19 protein-coding genes are annotated in these 17,832 nt (G+C 70.2%); 3 read left to right on the top strand and 16 right to left on the bottom strand.

Annotated features, from left to right (window positions below):
- Positions 1-7 precede the first annotated feature (7 nt).
- Positions 8-616 carry a TetR/AcrR family transcriptional regulator gene (locus IEY93_RS15035; RefSeq protein ID WP_229691145.1) on the top strand — a complete coding sequence of 203 codons (609 nt, stop codon included), beginning with the start codon at positions 8-10 and terminating at the stop codon, positions 614-616.
- A 131-nt stretch (positions 617-747) separates the two neighbouring features.
- On the opposite strand, the gene IEY93_RS15030 is transcribed toward IEY93_RS15035, so the two are convergent.
- Entirely contained in the window at positions 748-1,065 is a 318-nt protein-coding gene (locus IEY93_RS15030; RefSeq protein WP_229691144.1) for an STAS domain-containing protein, read from the bottom strand.
- A gap of 254 nt (positions 1,066-1,319) precedes the next feature.
- Here IEY93_RS15030 and IEY93_RS15025 point away from each other — a divergent pair, with 254 nt between their 5' ends.
- Positions 1,320-1,910, top strand: coding sequence for a cob(I)yrinic acid a,c-diamide adenosyltransferase (locus IEY93_RS15025; RefSeq protein ID WP_189163672.1), 591 nt, complete (start codon positions 1,320-1,322; stop codon positions 1,908-1,910).
- 60 nt (positions 1,911-1,970) lie between these two features.
- Here the strand turns inward: IEY93_RS15025 and IEY93_RS15020 are convergent, their stop codons facing one another.
- The 12 genes from IEY93_RS15020 to glyA form a co-directional block, all read right to left on the bottom strand.
- Positions 1,971-2,357: a DUF2550 domain-containing protein gene (locus IEY93_RS15020; RefSeq protein WP_189163671.1), complete on the bottom strand. Its 387-nt coding sequence runs from the start codon at positions 2,355-2,357 to the stop codon at positions 1,971-1,973.
- A 31-nt stretch (positions 2,358-2,388) separates the two neighbouring features.
- The gene (locus IEY93_RS15015; RefSeq protein WP_189163670.1) at positions 2,389-2,790 is read right to left on the bottom strand and encodes a F0F1 ATP synthase subunit epsilon; all 402 of its coding nucleotides are present in this window, start codon (positions 2,788-2,790) and stop codon (positions 2,389-2,391) included.
- Between the two features lie 52 nt (positions 2,791-2,842).
- Positions 2,843-4,270 (bottom strand): F0F1 ATP synthase subunit beta, encoded by a 1,428-nt coding sequence (atpD, locus tag IEY93_RS15010; protein ID WP_189163669.1) that lies wholly within the window; start codon positions 4,268-4,270, stop codon positions 2,843-2,845.
- A 9-nt stretch (positions 4,271-4,279) separates the two neighbouring features.
- On the bottom strand, positions 4,280-5,182 hold the full coding sequence (locus IEY93_RS15005; protein ID WP_189163668.1) for a F0F1 ATP synthase subunit gamma: 903 nt from the start codon (positions 5,180-5,182) through the stop codon (positions 4,280-4,282).
- A gap of 3 nt (positions 5,183-5,185) precedes the next feature.
- Positions 5,186-6,835, bottom strand: coding sequence for a F0F1 ATP synthase subunit alpha (gene atpA / locus IEY93_RS15000; protein ID WP_189163667.1), 1,650 nt, complete (start codon positions 6,833-6,835; stop codon positions 5,186-5,188).
- Positions 6,836-6,875: 40 nt separating this feature from the next.
- Positions 6,876-7,685: a F0F1 ATP synthase subunit delta gene (locus IEY93_RS14995; protein WP_189163666.1), complete on the bottom strand. Its 810-nt coding sequence runs from the start codon at positions 7,683-7,685 to the stop codon at positions 6,876-6,878.
- Complete coding sequence (locus IEY93_RS14990; RefSeq protein WP_189163665.1) at positions 7,685-8,224, bottom strand: F0F1 ATP synthase subunit B; 540 nt, start codon at positions 8,222-8,224, stop codon at positions 7,685-7,687. The genes IEY93_RS14995 and IEY93_RS14990 overlap by 1 nt, the downstream gene beginning before the upstream one ends.
- A gap of 32 nt (positions 8,225-8,256) precedes the next feature.
- Entirely contained in the window at positions 8,257-8,487 is a 231-nt protein-coding gene (atpE, locus tag IEY93_RS14985) for an ATP synthase F0 subunit C (protein WP_189163664.1), read from the bottom strand.
- 91 nt (positions 8,488-8,578) lie between these two features.
- A complete protein-coding gene (gene atpB / locus IEY93_RS14980; protein ID WP_189163663.1) occupies positions 8,579-9,370 on the bottom strand; it encodes a F0F1 ATP synthase subunit A in 792 nt (263 codons plus the stop codon).
- A 289-nt stretch (positions 9,371-9,659) separates the two neighbouring features.
- Positions 9,660-10,115 (bottom strand): Cg1360 family ATP-synthase-associated protein, encoded by a 456-nt coding sequence (locus IEY93_RS14975; protein ID WP_229691143.1) that lies wholly within the window; start codon positions 10,113-10,115, stop codon positions 9,660-9,662.
- 166 nt (positions 10,116-10,281) lie between these two features.
- Positions 10,282-11,565: a glycosyltransferase family 4 protein gene (locus IEY93_RS14970; protein ID WP_189163662.1), complete on the bottom strand. Its 1,284-nt coding sequence runs from the start codon at positions 11,563-11,565 to the stop codon at positions 10,282-10,284.
- Between the two features lie 60 nt (positions 11,566-11,625).
- On the bottom strand, positions 11,626-12,852 hold the full coding sequence (gene glyA, locus IEY93_RS14965; protein ID WP_189163758.1) for a serine hydroxymethyltransferase: 1,227 nt from the start codon (positions 12,850-12,852) through the stop codon (positions 11,626-11,628).
- Between the two features lie 381 nt (positions 12,853-13,233).
- Between glyA and IEY93_RS14960 the strand changes: the two genes are divergently transcribed.
- A complete protein-coding gene (locus tag IEY93_RS14960; RefSeq protein WP_189163661.1) occupies positions 13,234-13,539 on the top strand; it encodes a hypothetical protein in 306 nt (101 codons plus the stop codon).
- Between the two features lie 120 nt (positions 13,540-13,659).
- Here the strand turns inward: IEY93_RS14960 and IEY93_RS14955 are convergent, their stop codons facing one another.
- The 3 genes from IEY93_RS14955 to IEY93_RS39750 all read right to left on the bottom strand — a co-directional run bounded on the left by IEY93_RS14955 (position 13,660) and on the right by IEY93_RS39750 (position 17,778).
- On the bottom strand, positions 13,660-14,040 hold the full coding sequence (locus IEY93_RS14955; RefSeq protein ID WP_189163660.1) for a hypothetical protein: 381 nt from the start codon (positions 14,038-14,040) through the stop codon (positions 13,660-13,662).
- Positions 14,041-14,054: 14 nt separating this feature from the next.
- On the bottom strand, positions 14,055-16,361 hold the full coding sequence (locus tag IEY93_RS14950) for a hypothetical protein (protein WP_189163659.1): 2,307 nt from the start codon (positions 16,359-16,361) through the stop codon (positions 14,055-14,057).
- Between the two features lie 304 nt (positions 16,362-16,665).
- A complete protein-coding gene (locus tag IEY93_RS39750) occupies positions 16,666-17,778 on the bottom strand; it encodes an L-threonylcarbamoyladenylate synthase (protein ID WP_372444492.1) in 1,113 nt (370 codons plus the stop codon).
- Positions 17,779-17,832: the final 54 nt, after the last annotated feature.

The raw sequence follows: 17,832 nt of genomic DNA, 5'->3' as shown, positions 1-17,832 counted from the left end.
GTGAGCAGTGGCCAGCGGACGCGACTACCGCGGAATGACGGCGGAGCAGCGATTAGCCGATCGCAGGGAACGGCTGGTGACCGCCGCGTACACGCTGTTCTCCGGCGTGGGATTCGGCGCGACCACGATCGAGCGGCTGTGCGCCTCGGCGCGCATCTCCAACCGCGCGTTCTATGAATGTTTCACCGGACGCGAAGAGCTCATGCGGGCGGTCTACGAGCGCTGCGTCGAGGAGACGGTCATCACGGTCAGCAAGGCGATCGGCGAGGCCGGCCCCGATCCCGACAGCCGGCTCTGCGCGGGCATCACCGCCTACATCACCTTCGTCACCCGGGACATCCGGCGTGCCCGCATCCTGCACCTGGAAGTGCGGCGGGCGGGCGACATCCTCACGATGGAGCGGCAGCGCGCCGTCAACAGCTTCACCGAGATCATCGAACAGACCATGGGCGAACTGCCCAACGGGCTGCCGGGCCGGACGCACCTGCTCGCGCTCGCGGTGGTCGGGGCGCTGCAGGAGCTGCTGATCGAGTGGGTGCTGGCCGACGACCGGCCGCCCCTGGACCACCTCATCGAGACGGCTCTGCACATCCTCCGCCGCTGCTTCGGCGCCTGAGCGCCGCCGCGTCCGGCCGGAGGGCGGGCGGCCCGCGGGCGCCCGCCCTCGATGACACGGAGGTCGGCGGCGAGCGCCTCCCTCATATCCCACGCCACCTGCGGCGCTCCCCCGGCGCGCCGGCGACGCGATCAGGCCACGGCGGCCACAGGCTGCTCGACCCGGAGCACCCGGTGCAACCGGGTGATGGCGAGCAACCGCATGACCCGCGGTGGCACCCCCCGTAGCACGAGGCGGCGTCCCGCGCGTAGCGCGCGGCGATGCGTGCCGACGAGGACTCCCAGACCGGCGGAGTCGATCATCTCCAGATCGGAGAGATCGACGATCACGTCACCCTCGCCGCTCTCGACCGCCTCGTGCAGGCACGGCCGCAGCGTCGCGACGGTGCCCACGTCGAGCCGGGACCCGACGCGGACCTCCTGGCATCCCGGACCCATCCGGCCTCGCATGCCGCCTCCTCATGTCCGGCGACCCGCCTTGAGGCCGCATCGTCTCCCTGCCCGCTTCCGCGCGGCCCATGCCTCCCAGCCGGCGGTGTCCAGAGCCCCCTCAGCCCCAGCAGCCCCTCCAGAAGCCGCTGAGAAGGCCGCACAGCCCATGAAAGAGGTACCGGAGGGTCAGGCCGCACCCCTGGGCCGGACGAGGCACACGGACGCCGCCGCCACCTCGCCTTCGGCGTGGCAGGGGTCGTTACGCTGGCGGCATGACGCGAGCTGACAATGACAAGCCGGTCGTCCTCTCGAAGATCTACACCCGCACCGGGGACGACGGCACCACGAGCCTCGGCGACATGAGCCGCACCAGCAAGACCGACCCCCGGCTCGCCGCCTACGCCGACGTGGAGGAGGCCAACGCGGCCATCGGTGTCGCGATGGCCATGGGCGACCTGCCCGGCGAGGTCGCCGAGGTGCTGGCCCGGGTGCAGAACGAGCTGTTCGACGTGGGCGCCGACCTGTGCACGCCGGTCACCCCGGACCCGGAGTTCCCCCCGCTGCGCGTCGAGCCGTCGTACATCGCATGGCTGGAGGAGCAGTGCGACCGCTTCAACGCCGAGCTCAAGCCTCTGCGCAGTTTCATCCTGCCCGGCGGCTCCCCCGGCACGGCGCTGATGCACGTCGCCCGCACCGTGGTGCGGCGAGCCGAGCGCACGGCATGGTCGGCCCTGGAGGCCCACGACGACGTGAACCCGCTGACCGCGACCTACCTCAACCGCCTCAGCGACCTGATGTTCATCCTGTGCCGCATCACCGCCACCGGCGGCGAACTCCTCTGGAAACCCGGCGCCACCCGCTAGCCGTAACCGCCTCAAGGGCGACACGAGCCGCCGAGCGAAGCGAGGCAAGGAAGCACAGTATTACGCGGCGTCGAGGTGGGCGCTGGGCGGGGCGGACTCCACCCAGGCGAGGAAGCCGGTGAGGGCGTCCTCGCTCATGGCCAGGGAGACGCCGGCGCAGTCGACCGTCCAGTAACCCGCGGGGCCCTCGCCACCGGCGAGCGGGCGGCGGGTGGAAACAGTGAGGCCGCGCCTCGCGATAGCGTGGCGCGGCCTCAGTCGCAGACCCAGGAAGGGGATCCAGTGGAGCTCCCCGCCGGCGTAGCGGGCCACCCCGCTGCGCCAGGCACGGTCGCCCGTCCTCAGGCTGCATACGACATTGCCCCGGGATCGTGCGAGCAGGATCCCGCGGAGTACGAGCAGGGCGGCGACCACCACGACGCTCACCACGATGTCAAGCGCCGCCATAGCCGCCCCCACGTTCATGTCGGTGTATCTATCAGACCTCTTCGCCGGCCGCACGCAGCCGGGCCCGAGCTCGCTTCGCCTCGATCTGAGCCTCGGCGTTCTCGTTGTCGGCCTCGACGGAGGCGAGCGCGCGCTGGAGCGCGTCGCGTGCCGCCGCCACGTCCACCTCGGAGCCGAGCTCGGCCGTCTCGGCGAGCACCGACACGTCGTTGTTGGCCACCGAGATGAACCCGCCGTGCACCGCGGCCACGATGTCGTCACCGTCGCCGCGCCGGATGCGCAGAACGCCGCCCTCGACGAGGACGCCGAGCACGGGCGCATGATTCGGCATGATACCGATCTCGCCGTCCACGGTCTTGGCAATCACCATGTCGGCCTCGCCGGCCCAGATCTCACGTTCCGGCGATACCACTCCGATGCGGAGCTTTGCCATCACACACCTTCCTCGAATGCCGGCACGGCGCCGCCGTGCCGGCATCCAGTCGTCAGCGGGCCAGTTCCTTGGCCTTGGCGATGGCCTGGTCGATGCCGCCGACCATGAAGAACGCCTGCTCGGGCAGGTGGTCGTACTCGCCCTCGCACAGACCCTTGAAGGAGTGGATGGTCTCGTCCACCGGCACGAACTCTCCCGGCTGCCCGGTGAACGCCTCGGCGGCGTACATCGGGTGGGACAGGAAGCGCTCGATGCGACGGGCCCGCTGGACGGTGACCTTGTCCTCTTCGGAGAGCTCGTCGATACCGAGGATCGCGATGATGTCCTGCAGTTCCTTGTACTTCTGCAGGATCCGCTTGGTCTCCTGGGCGACCCGGTAGTGCTCCTCGCCGACGACCTGCGGGTCGAGGATGCGGGAGGTGGAGTCGAGCGGGTCCACCGCGGGGTAGATGCCCTTCTCCGAGATCGGCCGGGAGAGAACGGTCTGCGCGTCCAGGTGGGCGAACGCGTTGTGCGGGGCCGGGTCGGTGATGTCGTCCGCGGGGACGTAGATCGCCTGCATGGAGGTGATCGAGTGACCACGCGTGGAGGTGATGCGCTCCTGCAGCACGCCCATCTCGTCGGCCAGCGTCGGCTGGTAACCCACGGCGGAGGGCATGCGGCCGAGCAGGGTCGACACCTCGGAACCGGCCTGGGTGAACCGGAAGATGTTGTCGATGAACAGCAGAACGTCCTGCTTCTGCACGTCGCGGAAGTACTCCGCCATGGTCAGCGCGGACAGGGCGACGCGCAGGCGGGTGCCCGGCGGCTCGTCCATCTGGCCGAACACCAGGGCGGTGTCCTTGAGGACGTCCGCCTCGTCCATCTCCAGCCACAGGTCGTTGCCCTCACGGGTGCGCTCGCCGACACCGGCGAACACCGAGGTGCCGGAGAACTTCAGCGCGACGCGGCGGATCATCTCCTGGATGAGGACGGTCTTGCCGACGCCGGCGCCGCCGAACAGGCCGATCTTGCCACCCTTGACGTACGGGGTGAGCAGGTCGATGACCTTGATGCCGGTGGGCAGCATCTCGGTGCGCGACTCGAGCTGGTCGAAGGCCGGGGACGGGCGGTGGATGCCCCAGCGCTCGGACACCTGCAGCGACGCCTTGTCGGTGTCGAGCGGCTCGCCGAGGGCGTTCCACACGTGGCCCTTGACGACGTCGCCGACCGGCACGGTGATCGGGTCACCGGTGTCGGTGACGGCGGCGCCGCGCACCAGGCCGTCGGTGGGCTGCATGGAGATGGCGCGGACCAGGTTGTCGCCCAGGTGCTGGGCGACCTCCATGGTCAGCGTCCTGCTCTGGTCACCGAGGTTCACCTCGACGGTCAGCGCGTTGTAGATGTCCGGCATGGCCTCGACGGGGAACTCCACGTCGACGACGGGACCCGTGACGCGGGCCACACGACCTACGGCGGTCGCGACGGTCTCAACAGTCATTGTGGTTTCTCACTCTTTCCCCGCAGAGGCGTCGGCGAGCGCGTTCGCTCCGCCGACGATCTCGCTGATTTCCTGGGTGATCTCGGCCTGGCGAGCCTGGTTCATCTGCTGGGTGAACACGCGGATGAGCTCGTTGGCGTTGTCGGTCGCCGACTTCATCGCCCGGCGGCGCGAGGCGTGCTCCGAGGCGGCCGACTGGAGCAGCGCGTTGAAGATGCGCGACTCGATGTAGCGGGGCAGGAGCTGGTTGAGCACCTCGCCCGCGGTCGGCTCGAACTCGTAGTACGGCAGCGGGCCCTCCGCCGGCTGCTCGGTGGTCTCCTCGACCTCGAGCGGCAGGACGCGGGTGACCCGCACATCCTGGGTCAGCATCGAAACGAACCCGGTGTAGACGATGTGGATCTCGTCGATCCCGTTGTCGTCCTCGAAGGCCGCGACCAGCGCTTCGGCGATCTCCTTGGCGTGCGCGTAGGAGGGGCTGTCGGAGAACCCCGCCCACTCGCCGCTCATCGGCCGGCTGCGGAAGCGGTGCCAGGTGATGCCCTTGCGCCCGACGACGTACGGCTTGATCTGTACGTTGCGGGCGCGCAGGTGCCCGGCCAGCGCCTCGGCCTCGCGCAGGACGTTGGCGTTGAAGCCTCCGGCGAAGCCGCGGTCACTGGTCACGATCAGCACACCGGCGCTGGCCGGCTGCTCCTTGGCGACGGTCAGCGGGTGGTCGATGTCCGCGCTGTTGCTCAGGACGGCCGACACGGCGCGAGTGATCTCGCGCTCGTAGGGCACCGCCGCCTCCATGCGCTGCTGCGCCTTGATGATGCGCGAGGAGGCGATGAGCTCCTGGGCACGGGTGATCTTGGCGGTGGACTTGACCGACCTGATCCGCCGCCGCAGCAGTCTTAGCTGGGCACCCATGGACTACTTCTTCTCAACCGGACGGACGTGCTTCACGATCTTCTCCTGGCCGACCTCGTCGGCGCCCAGGGCCTCGACCGGCTCGTCCTTGACGAGCAGCTCGCCCGAGGAGGTCTGGAAGCCCTTCTTGAACTCGGTGATCGCGTCCTTCAGGGTCGTGACCGTGTCGTCGCCGAGCTCCTTGGTCTCCCGGATGGCGTCGAGGACGCCCTTGTAGGAGGTGGCGAGGGTCTCCAGGAACTCCGACTCGAAGCGGCGGATGTCCTCGAGCGGGACGTCGTCCAGCTCGCCGCTGGTGCCGGCCCAGACCGAGACGACCTCCCTCTCGACCGCGAAGGGGGTGTACTGCGGCTGCTTGAGCAGCTCGACCAGGCGGGCGCCGCGCTCGAGCTGGGCGCGGGAGGCCGCGTCGAGGTCGGAGGCGAAGGCCGCGAAGGCCTCCAGGTCGCGGTACTGCGACAGCGACAGACGCAGCGTGCCGGCGACCTTGCGCATCGCCTTGATCTGCGCGGAGCCACCGACTCGGGACACCGAGACACCGACGTTGATCGCCGGGCGGACGCCGGCGTTGAACAGGTCGGTCTCCAGGAAGCACTGACCGTCGGTGATGGAGATCACGTTGGTCGGGATGAAGGCCGAGACGTCGTTGCCCTTGGTCTCGATGATCGGCAGGCCGGTCATCGAGCCCGCGCCCAGGTCGTCCGAGAGCTTGGCGCAGCGCTCGAGCAGCCGGGAGTGCAAGTAGAAGACGTCGCCGGGGAACGCCTCGCGGCCCGGCGGACGGCGCAGCAGCAGGGAGACGGCGCGGTAGGCGTCGGCCTGCTTGGTCAGGTCGTCGAACACGATGAGCACGTGCTTGCCCTGGTACATCCAGTGCTGCCCGATGGCGGAACCGGTGTACGGGGAGAGGTACTTGTAACCGGCCGGGTCGGAGGCCGGGGCGGCGACGATGGTGGTGTACTCCATCGCGCCCGCCTCCTCCAGGCGGGCCCGCACCTGCGCGATCGTCGAGCCCTTCTGGCCGACGGCGACGTAGACGCAGCGGACCTGCTTGGTCGGGTCGCCGGTGGCCCAGTTCTCGCGCTGGTTGAGGATCGTGTCCACGGCGATCGCGGTCTTGCCGGTGCCGCGGTCGCCGATGATCAGCTGGCGCTGGCCGCGGCCGATCGGCGTCATGGCGTCGATCGCCTTGAGGCCGGTCTGCAGCGGCTCCTTCACCGGCTGCCGCTGGACGACGGACGGCGCCTGCAGCTCGAGGGCACGACGCCCCTCGGCCTCGATCGCGCCCTTGCCGTCGAGCGGGTTGCCCAGCGGGTCCACCACGCGGCCGAGGAACCCGTCGCCGACCGGCACCGACAGGACCTCGCCCGTGCGCCGGACCGACTGGCCCTCCTCGATGCCGCTGAACTCGCCCAGGACGACCGCACCGATCTCCCGGACGTCCAGGTTCAGTGCCAGGCCGCGCGTACCGTCCTCGAACTCAAGCAGTTCGTTCGCCATCGCCGAGGGAAGGCCGGAGATGTGGGCGATTCCGTCGCCGGCGTCGACAACGGTCCCGATCTCCTCGCGCGCCGCGCCTTCCGGCTCGTACGCCTGGACGAAGCGCTCAAGCGCGTCCCGGATCTCGTCCGGCCGGATCGTCAGCTCCGCCATCTCTCTTCAGTCTCCCTAATCATCGGCCGCCCTGACACTCCTAGCCGGCCAACCGGCGGCGGACTTCTTCAATACGTCCTGCGATGGTGGTGTCGATCAGCTCGTCGCCGAGCCGGACCGAGAACCCACCGAGCACTCGCGGGTCCACCTCGGTGTTGAGGTGGACATCGCGCCCGTAGGTGGCGCGCAACCAGGCGGCGAGGCGCTGTCTCTGCTCCTCGCTCAGCGGAACCGCGCTGCGCACCACGGCGACGAGCTGCTGCCGCTGCTCCGCCACGAGCCGGCCGTACTCCTCCAGCCCACGTTCCAAACTACGCCCTCGCGGGTACAGCGCGAGCTGCGTGATCAGGCGCAGCGACGTGGCCGCCACCCTGTCGCGCAGCAGGTCGTCGAGCAGCCCCCGCTTGGCGTCCGCGGGGACGGCGGGGTCGACGACCGCCATGCGCAGCGAGGGGTTGGCCTCGACGATGCGGCCGAAGCGGAAGAGCTCGTCCTCCACGTCGTCGAGCCTGCCGGCCGACTCGGCCTCGGCCGCCGAGGCGACGACGCTGAGCCTTTCCAGCGCGTCGGCCAGGTCGGCCGGCCTCGACCACTTGACGGAGACGGCCGCGACGACCGTCTCCAGAGCGGCTTCGCCGACCTTGCCGGTCAGCAGGATGCGCACGACGTCCGCCTTCTGCTCGGCCGGGCGGGCCGGGTCGGCGAGGTTGCGGCGCAGCCCGTGCTCGTTGTCGAGCAGGACGGCGACGGCGTCCAGGTCGTCGGCCAGCCGGCCGAGGTCGGCCGCGCCGGCCGCCGCGTTGAAGCGCTCCTCCACCTCGGCGAACGAGCTGCGGCTCAGGCCCCTCATCAGCGCACCGCCGCCTCGCCGGCGGACTCCAGCTCGTCGAGGAAGCGGTCGACGACGCCGGTCTGCCGGGCCTGGTCCTCGAGCGACTCGCCGACGATGCGGCTCGCCAGCTCGATGGACAGCCGGCCGAGCTCGGCGCGCAGCTGCGTGAACGCCTGCTGGCGGTCGGCCTCGATCTGGGCGTGCGCCGCCTCGATGAGGCGCCGGGCCTCGGCCTGGGCCTCCTCGCGCAGCTCGGCCTTGATCTGCGCGGCCTGCTCGCGGGCCTCCTCGCGCATGCGGGCGGCCTCGTGCCGGGCCTCGGCGAGCTTGGCCCGGTAGTCCTCCAGCGTGCGCTGGGCTTCTGCCTGGGCCTCCTCCGCCTTCTTGAGACCGCCCTCGATGGCCTCGGTCCGCATCTCCAGGGTCTTCTGGATGCGGGGCACAAGGAGGCGGCCGACGAAGAACAGAACGACCAGGAACGACAGGCCACCGATGACCAGCTCGGCCGGGTGGGGAAGGAGCGGGTTCGCCGCTTCCTCTGCCGCTAGTGCGTACATGATTGCCGCCCTCCTTCAGAGCCGGTCGAACGTCACGCCTGGAAGGCGAACGCGAGCGCGATACCGATCAGCGCGAGCGCCTCGGCGAAAACGAAGCCAAGGAGCATGTTCTGCCGGATCAGGCCGTAGGCCTCCGGCTGACGGGCGATGGCCTGCACGCCCTGGCCGAAGATGATGCCGATGCCGATGCCGGGGCCGATCGCGGCGAGGCCGTAACCGATGGAACCGAGGTTGCCGGTCACTTCGGCGAGAACACCAGACATGCTTAGGTTTCCTTTTCTATCGGGCCAGTGGACTCGGACCACTGGAGTTGTCGGGCGGGGCGAAAACCTGCGGGGCGCCGCCGGCTGGGGCTCAGTGCGCGGGGTGCATCGCGTCGTTGATGTACATCGCGGCCAGCAGCGCGAAGACGTAGGCCTGCAGCGCCTGGATGAACAGCTCGAAGGCGGTCAGCACGATGGTCATCGCGACGCCGAGGACGCCGAGCGGCGCACCGAGCGGGGTCAGCGTCACGAACAGGAAGTGCCAGCCGACCTCGGAGAACAGCGCGATGATCAGGTGGCCGGCCATCATGGTGGCGAAGAGCCGGACCGCGTGGGTGATGTGGCGCAGGAAGAAGGTCGAGATGAACTCGATCGGGGCCATCAGCACATAGATCCAGCCCGGCAGGCCCGGAGGGAACATCACGTTCTTGAAGAAGCCGATGGGGCCCTGGTGCTTGATGCCCAGGTACATCACCAGCAGCCACACGAAGATCGCCAGGATCGCCGGGTAACCGATGTGCGACATCACCGGGAACTGGATGAAGATGATCGACCCGAAGAGGTTCATGACCAGCACGAACAGGAACATGCTGAACAGCAGCGGCATCCAGCGGTCGCTGTCCTTGCCGAGGTTCGGCCGGGCGATCTGCTCACGGACGAACTGGTAGGCGAGCTCGCCGACGTTCTGGAAGCCGCGCGGCACGAGCTTGGGCCGGGAGAAGGCGGCGTAGACGAGGACCATGACCAGTAGCGTGCCGACCAGAGCGAGCAGAGCGGGCTTGTTGAACCACTCCTGCCCCTGGACGAGCGGCGGCCAGTCGAAAATGCCGAGCCCCGGAGCCTGGAACTCATCGGAGGCGAGAGGCGTCAGCGTGGCGCTCACTCGTCGTTCCCTTCGTCGTGTTGATCGGTCAAGTGGCCATCCAATGGCCTCGCCACGGACGGGCGGGCCGGATGAGAAGTCGAAAGAGGGCGAGGAGGCCAGGGCTCGATGGCTCCGACAGAAGTTCCCCAACCTTGTTTACCGCGCACGCGACAATAGCAGGCGCGGCTGTGACTAGTCATATCGTGCCAGCCTTCGGAGATCTTCGTCCCCCGAGCCGGACGGCGACCGGTCGCACCTCGTCTGCCGATGAGAGTGTAAGGGAAGCGGCCGGGCGGAGCATGACGGCTCACCTCTTCTCCTCGACGTGGCCGGGAACTTTGACCTCGGGATCGACGTAGAGCATGCGAAGGCGCAGGAAACCGCGCGCTTCGCCGATCGTCCAGCAGATCGTGCAGGCGATGACGGTCAGGCTGAACGACTGGGAGTCCCAGACGGTGGCGTCCGAGAAGCGTTCGAGCAGCACCGCGAGCAGGAGGATCTTGACGAGGTAGGTGCCCATGGCGGCGGCCATCATGATCGTCGGCGAGATGCGCGCCGCGTAGGCCACGGCGACCATGCCGATGGTGAAGAAGACGCCGACGACCAGGGCGCCGATGCCGGCGCCGAGCGCTCCCTTGGAGCCGGCGATGAGCGCGGCGGCGACGACAGCGATCAGGCCGAGCAGGGCGGTCGGGATCGCGGCCGCTCTCAGTATTCGGAGATCGTTGTCCTGCATCGGCTGCTCCAGAGCATCAGTTGTCAAGCGAGCGATTGCTACCTTACAAGGCGAACGTTGCCCGGCCCTTGCCGGGGCCACTGCTAGTGAAAGATATCACAAGCTCCGGGAGTGCTGCCTTTACCTGCTATTTCGTGCGGATGAACGACCGGCGGCGAGCCGGTGCGGCCACGCCTGGTCGGCGCCCCGCGGGTCAGCCGCCCGTGCCGGCGGCGGCGCGCGAGGCCGGGGCCGAACCGGCGACGCCCTGCTCCCCCGCGGCCTCGGCGGTCGCCGGCGTGGCCGCCGCAGCACCCGTACCGCCGCCGCCCACGGGCCCCCGGGGGACGGCGTGGCCGCCCGCACCGCCGGAGCCGCGTGTCCCGCGGCCCGAGCGCCACATCGGCAGGCTCATCATGACCAGCACCGCGAGGGCCAGCAGCACGACCACCGGGAAGACGATCAGCGGCACGCCGCCGACCGACAGGCCGACCACGGTCGCGGCGAACAGGAACGTCCACGCGTACATGATCAGGACGGTGCGGCGATGCGAGTGGCCGATCTGCAGCAGCCGGTGGTGCAGGTGGCCGCGGTCGGGCGCGAACGGCGACTTGCCGTAGGAGGTGCGCCGCACGACCGCCATGATCAGGTCCGCCAGCGGGAGCACCATCACCGCCAGCGGGAGCAGGATGGGCAGGACGACCGGGAAGCGGTTGATGTCGCCGGCCGCCCCGTTGTAGTCCACGGTGCCGGTCACCGTGACCACCGAGGTCGCCAGCACCAGGCCGATCAGCATGGCGCCGGTGTCGCCCATGAAGATCTTCGCGGGATGGAAGTTGTGCGGCAGGAAGCCCAGGCACATCCCGATCAGGATCGCGGTGATCGCGGCCGTGACGCTCAGCCGGCCCTGGTCGAGGCTGTCGGTCAGCGCGACCGTCCAGGCGAAGGTCGCCATGGCGGCGATGCAGACGATGCCCGCCGCCAGGCCGTCCAGGCCGTCCACGAAGTTCACGGCGTTGATCGCCACGACGACGACGAGAATGGTGATGATCGTGGTCAGCGTGTTGTCCAGGCTGACCGTCCCGCCGTTGGGCAGCGGGATCCACAGCAGGGTCAGCTTGAACACCACCAGCAGCCCGGCCGCCGCGATCTGGCCGCCCAGCTTGACGAAGGCGTCCATCCCCCACCAGTCGTCCAGGAAGCCGACGAGCACGATGATGCCGCCCGCCAGGGCCAGGGCGATCACCGTGTGGCCGTCGCCCATGCGGGGGTCGGCGAGCTTGGGCCCGATGTGGTCCAGCCTGCTGGCCACGAAGAGCCCCGCGAGCATGCCGGCGTACATCGCCAGCCCACCGAGCCGCGGGGTGCGCACGGTGTGCACGTCTCTCTCGCGGATCTCCGGCGCGGCCCCGATGCGGAGGGCGAAGACCCTGACCAGGGGGACCAGGAGATAGGTGACCACCGCCGCCACCGACGCCATGAGGAGGTATTCGCGCACGACCCCAGTTTCCCGGATTGTTCGGTCAAATGTGACCGAAAAATTGCACAGTACTGCACATTAACCACGTGGATACGCCGGATGACCGCGTGTGAGGCGAGTCACCCGCTCGGCCACCGACGTTATCGCACCAGTACGGCACACGGCCCGCGCCACCAGCGACGCGATCTCCTCCATCTCGTCCACACCCATGCCCTGGGTGGTCACGCACGGGGTGCCGACCCGGATGCCCGAGGTCGTCGTCGGCGGCTCCGGATCGTAGGGAATGGCGTTGCGGTTGAGGATGATGCCGGCCTCCGCGCAGCGCCGCTCGGCCTGCGCGCCCGTCACCCCGAGCCCGCGCAGATCGATGAGCGCCAGGTGGGTGTCGGTCCCGCCGGACACCGGGCGCATGCCCTGGGCGGCCAGCGCGCCGGTCAGCGCCCGGGAGTTCACCACCACCTGCTCGGCGTACGCACGGAACTCCGGCCGTGACGCCTCGCCGAACGCGACGGCCTTCGCCGCGACCGCGTGCATCAGCGGGCCGGACTGCGTGAACGGGAAAACGGCCCGGTCGATGCGCGCCGCCAGCTCGCCGGTGCACAAGATGCCTCCACCGCGCGGGCCGCGCAGCGTCTTGTGGGTGGTGAAGGTGACCACGTCGGCGTACGGCACCGGTGAGGGGACCGCACCCCCGGCGACCAGCCCGATCGTGTGCGCGGCGTCCACCAGCAGCCACGCGCCCACCTCGTCGGCGACGCAGCGGAACACGGCGTGGTCGATCAGCCGCGGGTACGCCGCCGCCCCGCAGATGATCATCTTGGGCCGGTGCCGCAGGGCCAGGTCGCGCACCTCGTCGTAGTCGATGGTCTCGGTGTCCCGCCGCACCCCGTACGCCACGACATCGAACCAGCGCCCGGAGAAGTTGACCGGGGAGCCGTGCGTCAGGTGACCCCCGTGCGCCAGCGCCATCGCCAGCACCGTGTCCCCCGGCCGCAGCAGCGCCGCGTACGCGGCGAGGTTGGCCGAGGCGCCCGAATGCGGCTGCACGTTGACGTGATCGGCGCCGAACAGCGCTTCGGCCCGGTCGATCGCCAGCCGCTCGGCGCGGTCCACGACCTCGCAGCCGCCGTAGTACCGCCTGCCGGGGTAGCCCTCGGCGTACTTGTTGGTGAGCGTGGAACCGAGCGCCGCGATCACCGCGGGCGAGGCGAGGTTCTCGCTCGCGACGAGCTGCAGGCCGCCGCGCAGGCGTTCCACCTCGTCGAGCAGCACCTGCGCGACCTCGGGATCCTCCCGCCGCAACATCCCGAAGTCGGGCCCGTAGAAGTCATCGCAGGGCCTCGGGGCACGCGGGTCGCCCGGAGGGTCACCGGCGGAACCGGGCTCCCCGGTGACCGCTCGCCGATCGAAGCCGCGCGGCCGCTCCGGCTGTTCGTGGTCGCGCCGGGATCCCCGCATGGCCGGCTCACCACCTTTCCTTCCGCGGAACGGACGGCATGTGGCAGGTACACCGATCTCCTCACTCTAAGCCCGGCCCCGCCCGCCCTACCTGCCCGCTGGTCCCATCCCGCGGAGAGCCGGTGCGCTCACGTCGTCATGGCGATTTCCCGACATGCGACAGGGCTCGCTTCCGCAGTGCGGCGCGCGTGGCATGCTGGGCGGACGGCGACCACAAGGAGATCAGCGATGGCCCACCCTCTCGGCACGCAGCCCGCTCTGCGGCGTACCCCTCTCACAGCGGAGGAGCGGACGCGCGGCGAGGCGAACTTCACTCCGCTCGTCGCACAGATGCTCCTGGAGAAGGGGCGGTTCCGGGTGACCGCCGAGACTCCCGAGATGGTGGACCTGTTCCAGGCGGTCGCCCGCAGGGTGGGCGACCTGCTCCAGCGGCCCGTGGTCAGTTACGCCAACGGCAGGGACATCGTGATCACCTTCGCCCAGCAGGACGCCCCCGGCCTGACCGGCCAGAACGCCCACCCCGCACACGACTGACCGCCCGGCGGCGCCGCGAAGATCATCAGGCCACGCGCGACCGACGGAGCCGGGACCGCCGTGAGGTGACGAGCGGCCCGCGGTGGTGCCCTCTGAAGGTTCGGAAGCGGCCGGCAGCGGTCAGCTGTAGGCGTGCGGGGCGCCGGCGGCCACCGGGATCCACCGGGGAGTGTCGGCGGCCTGGTCGCTGATGGCCGTCAGCACGGCCTGCCGGTACATCCCGAGCCGGTTGCGCCACTCGCCCATGTCCTGCACGTAGCGCTCCGCCACCGGCGCGTCCCAGACGTCCCGGCTCCGCGCCATCTGCAGCGGCTTGTCCACGGACGTGGTGAGCGATTCGAGCAGCGGTAGCACCTGCTGCCACAGGTCGACCAGCTTCTGGTACTCGGGGTTGAACCGCCAGCTCGTGGCCTGACCGTCCGGGCTGAACGGGTCGGCCGATGACGCCGGCGGCGTCTCGCCGGGCTGGAGCGGCTTCGGAGCCGGGGGGTCGGCGTACATCTCGGAAGGCTCCTTCACGAACCGGACGGCGAGGCGGAACCGGCCTGGGGTGACGGGCCGGACGTGCGGTCCGGCACGCCATCGGCGGACGAATCTCGCCCACCGGCGGGGTCGGAGTGCGCGCCACCGCCGGGGCCGTGGTGCGCGTCGAAGATGCGGGGCTCCGCTCCGGACATCAGGTGCCCGCCATCGCCGCTGAAACGGTCGTGCCCGGCGTCACCGCCCCCGTGGGAGTACAGACCCGTGTGGACCGGCCCGACCTCCTGTACGTCGCCCTGGGGGGCCTGCAGCGCCTGCTCACCGGGCCAACCACGGGGATCGGCGGCGGGGTCGCGCGGCCATCCGGAATCCGGCCCGCCGGATGGGGGGGAGCCACCTGCGGACGACCCGCCAGGATCTCCAGACGCGTCGCCCCCGGTGGGCCCAACGGCGCCGGTGGGCCCGGCGGCGCCGTTGGGCCCTGCGCCGGAGCCGGAGGACGAGGAGGTGCCGGCCCCGGTGGAGGCGGCGGCGCCGGGATCGGCTGCCGCGCCGGGCGAATCAGGGGCCTGCGGAGCCGACGGGTGTGCCGATCCGGACGGGTCGCCCGGCTGGATGTAGCCGACCGGGCCGTCCGGCTTGGGGTGCCCCCCCTCGGCACCGTGCGGCACCACCACCGGCTGCTCCATGGGCTGGATCTTGTCCATGTGCTGCATCAGCCACTGCAGGTGCTGGGTGCTCGGTGGCTTCATGGTCACCTCGACCACCCGGACCCCGTCGACATCGATCACCCGCGTGCGCTCCTGCGAGGTGTCGATGTCGTGTGAGTTGTCCGCCTTGGGAGTGTCGAGCCGCTGATCAGGCGCCTGCTGCCCCTGCGAATCAGACCGCTGCTCGGGCCCCTGTCCCTGCGGATCGGCCTGCTGATCGGACGCCTGCGGCTGCTGCCCCTGCGGGTCGGACCGCTGCTCAGGAACCTGCTGCTGATCCGGACCCTGCGACCGCGGATCCTGCCCATCAGGCCGCTGATCCTGACCCTGCTGGTCGACCTGCTGGTCGGGCGCCTGCGGCCGCCCCTCCTGCACGTCCGTACGCTCCTGATCAGGCGACCGCCACTGGTCCTGCCCCTGCGGATCGGCCTGCTGATCAGGTGCCTGCGGCTGCTGCCCCTGCGGATCGGACCGCTGCTCAGGAACCTGCTGCTGATCCGGACCCCGCGGATCGCTCTGCTGGTCGGGCCCCTGCGGCTGCTGCCCCTGGGGATCGGACGGCTGATCAGGAACTTGCTGATCCGGACCCTGCGACGGCGGGTCCTGCGTGTCCGGCCGCTGATCCTGGGGTTGCACGTCCGGCTGCTGATCCGGCATGTCCAGCCGGCCGTGCGGGGCCGACTGTGGGTCCTCCCCGAGCGGAGAAACGTACTGCGGCTCGCCGCTCTGGGGCCCAGGCTCCCCTCGGGGTGCCGCGTCGGGCTTCTCCGCCTTGGGAGCGGGATCGGGGGCATCATGCTTGGGCGCCGGATGCCTGTCGGGCTTATCGGGCTTATCCGGCTTATCCCCCTGCGGAGCGTCCGGCTTGTCGCCATGCGGAGCGTCCGGCTTGTCGGGCTTCTCGGCCTTCGGCGCCTCGTGGCCGTCCGGCCGCTCGGCTCGCGGAGCCTCGTGCCCGTCAGGCTTGTCCGTCTTGGGGGGCGGGTGGTCCTGGGACTCCCACTTGTCGAGATGGGACTCGACCTTGTGCGTCTTGTCGCCCTTGTCGCCCTTCGGCGCGTCGTCCTTGCCGCCCTTGTCCTTCGACGCGTGGTCCTTCTCGCCCTTGTCGCCCTGCGAGGCGTCGTTCTTGTGATCCTTGTCGTTCTTGGGCGAGTCGTCCTTGTCGGCCTTGGGGGCGTCATGCTTCTCGCCCTTGTCGTTCTTGTCGCCCTTTGGAGTGTCGCTCTTGTCGTTCTTGGGGGACTCGTCCTTGTCGGCGTTCCCCTTCGGCGAGTCACCCTTGTCGTTCTTGTCGCCCTTGGCGGTGCCGTCCTTGTCGGACTTGTCGTGCTGGGGCGTGGAGTCCTGCTTGTCGGGCGCGGTCTTGTCCATGCTCTTGGGACCGGTCGCCGGCTCCTTCTGCTTCTCCTTCTTCTCCAGCAGTGCGAGCCGGGTGCCGACGTCCCGGACCAGGGTCTCGGCGGCGTCCGCGACCTGCGCGGGCCGGTAGGTCACGGGGACCGACAGCCCGGCGGCGCCGGTCAACTGGGCGACGCGTGCCTCGGCGCCGCGCATCTGCTTGCCGGCGCGACCCACTTCGGCCAGCAACTCACGGACCAGCTTCGGGTCCATTCCTTCCAGCTTGCCCATGAGCGTCTCCCGTGGTCGTGACCGCCGCTCCCCTGGTGCGCATCCAAGAGGGCTCGCGTTCGCTCGCAGCCATGCTCCCTCGCCACAGCTCGTCGCTCAAGAGCACAGAGGCACCTCACGCTACTGACGCACCGGTGCCATCGACGGCACGATAGCCATACGGCATGAGTCAGGGAAGCCCGATCCAGGCGGTGGAGCGGGACCCACGGCCGCCACCAGGCACAGGCCGCACCCCGGCCCGGCCCGGTACGGCCGTGATCCGCAGTCGGCGTCGCCAGGGAATGCCCCGGTGAGCCGGCCCCTGCTATCGAGCGCCGCCGTCGGTTCCCGGCTTGTCCGCGGGCCCGGCCTTGTCCGCCGGCCTTGCCTCGCCCACCGGCTCGGCCTTGCCGGGCAACTGCGGCTCCTCCTCCGCCACCGTGTCCGACGTCTTGTCCGCCTTAGCAGGTGCCTTGGTCTCCCCGGCCTCATCGGCCTTGTCCGGCCCGAGGTCAGCCCGGTCCGCGCCGTCGGCCTTCGCGGCGTCGTCGCTCTTGGCGGCGTCGTCGCTCTTGGCGGCGTCGTCGCTCTTGGCGGCGTCGTCGCTCTTGGCGGCGTTGTCGGCCGTACCGGGCTTGCCGATCTCGGCGGCGGCCTCCGTCGCGGCGGCGGCGGTCGGACCGGACGGCTCCGGCTCCGCCGTGGCCGCTTCGGCGGAGGGCTTCTCCGCACCGGCCGCCTCGGCGAGCGCCTCCTGCGCGCCCTTGTGCTCGGACACATCGGTATCGGGTTCGGCGTCGGTCGCGACGTACCCGATCACGGTGCGCAGTTTCTCGACCGGGATGGCCCCCCGGCGCAGCACCCGGGGCACCGCGGTGGTCAGATCGACGATCGTGGAGGGGACGTCGTCCGCGCAGGCGCCGCCGTCGAGGTAGACCGCGACCGACTCGCCGAGCTGCTCCTCGGCATCGGCCGCCGTGGTCGCGGGCGGCGCACCGGAGCGGTTCGCGCTGCTCACGGCCATCGGCCCGGTCTCCTTGAGCAGTTCGAGCGCGACCGCGTGCAGTGGCATGCGGATCGCGACCGTGCCCTTGGTGTCGCCGAGATCCCAGTTCAGCGAGCGGCCCGCCCGGCAGATGAGGGTCAGCGGACCGGGCCAGAAGTTGTCGATCAGGTCCTGCCCGAAGGTGCCGAGGTCATCGATGAGGGCGGTCGCGGCCCGTACGGTGCCGACCAGCACGGGGACGGGCATGTCCCTGCCGCGGCCCTTGGCGTCGAGCAGGGCGTTGACGGCCGAGGGCGTGAAAGCGTCGGCCCCGATGCCGTAGACCGTGTCCGTCGGGATGACCACGAGCTGGCCCGATCTGATCGCGGACGCGGCCTCGGCGATCCCCTCGGCGCGCTGCTCGGACTTGGAACAGTCATAACGTCGACTCACGACTCGTCATCCTTCCACGTGGGCGGGCACGCCCGGACCAGGATCCCCCGGTAG

It is taken from the genome of Sphaerisporangium melleum (assembly GCF_014646695.1).
In the GTDB taxonomy this organism is placed as follows: Bacteria; Actinomycetota; Actinomycetes; order Streptosporangiales; family Streptosporangiaceae; genus Sphaerisporangium; species Sphaerisporangium melleum.
This window is presented reverse-complemented; position numbering and strand designations above follow the sequence as displayed.

What these genes read in the sequence shown, in the direction of transcription:
- atpE (WP_189163664.1), bottom strand. Translation starts at nt 8,487, where the DNA reads ATGTCTGGTGTTCTCGCCGAAGTGACCGGCAACCTCGGTTCCATCGGT.
- IEY93_RS15020 (WP_189163671.1), bottom strand. Translation starts at nt 2,357, where the DNA reads ATGGCGGCGCTTGACATCGTGGTGAGCGTCGTGGTGGTCGCCGCCCTG.
- IEY93_RS14955 (WP_189163660.1), bottom strand. Translation starts at nt 14,040, where the DNA reads ATGTACGCCGACCCCCCGGCTCCGAAGCCGCTCCAGCCCGGCGAGACG.
- IEY93_RS14950 (WP_189163659.1), bottom strand. Translation starts at nt 16,361, where the DNA reads ATGGGCAAGCTGGAAGGAATGGACCCGAAGCTGGTCCGTGAGTTGCTG.
- IEY93_RS14990 (WP_189163665.1), bottom strand. Translation starts at nt 8,224, where the DNA reads ATGTACGCACTAGCGGCAGAGGAAGCGGCGAACCCGCTCCTTCCCCAC.
- IEY93_RS15005 (WP_189163668.1), bottom strand. Translation starts at nt 5,182, where the DNA reads ATGGGTGCCCAGCTAAGACTGCTGCGGCGGCGGATCAGGTCGGTCAAG.
- IEY93_RS15025 (WP_189163672.1), top strand. Translation starts at nt 1,320, where the DNA reads ATGACGCGAGCTGACAATGACAAGCCGGTCGTCCTCTCGAAGATCTAC.
- IEY93_RS15015 (WP_189163670.1), bottom strand. Translation starts at nt 2,790, where the DNA reads ATGGCAAAGCTCCGCATCGGAGTGGTATCGCCGGAACGTGAGATCTGG.
- IEY93_RS14960 (WP_189163661.1), top strand. Translation starts at nt 13,234, where the DNA reads ATGGCCCACCCTCTCGGCACGCAGCCCGCTCTGCGGCGTACCCCTCTC.
- IEY93_RS15030 (WP_229691144.1), bottom strand. Translation starts at nt 1,065, where the DNA reads ATGCGAGGCCGGATGGGTCCGGGATGCCAGGAGGTCCGCGTCGGGTCC.
- atpA (WP_189163667.1), bottom strand. Translation starts at nt 6,835, where the DNA reads ATGGCGGAGCTGACGATCCGGCCGGACGAGATCCGGGACGCGCTTGAG.
- atpD (WP_189163669.1), bottom strand. Translation starts at nt 4,270, where the DNA reads ATGACTGTTGAGACCGTCGCGACCGCCGTAGGTCGTGTGGCCCGCGTC.
- IEY93_RS14995 (WP_189163666.1), bottom strand. Translation starts at nt 7,685, where the DNA reads ATGAGGGGCCTGAGCCGCAGCTCGTTCGCCGAGGTGGAGGAGCGCTTC.
- glyA (WP_189163758.1), bottom strand. Translation starts at nt 12,852, where the DNA reads ATGTTGCGGCGGGAGGATCCCGAGGTCGCGCAGGTGCTGCTCGACGAG.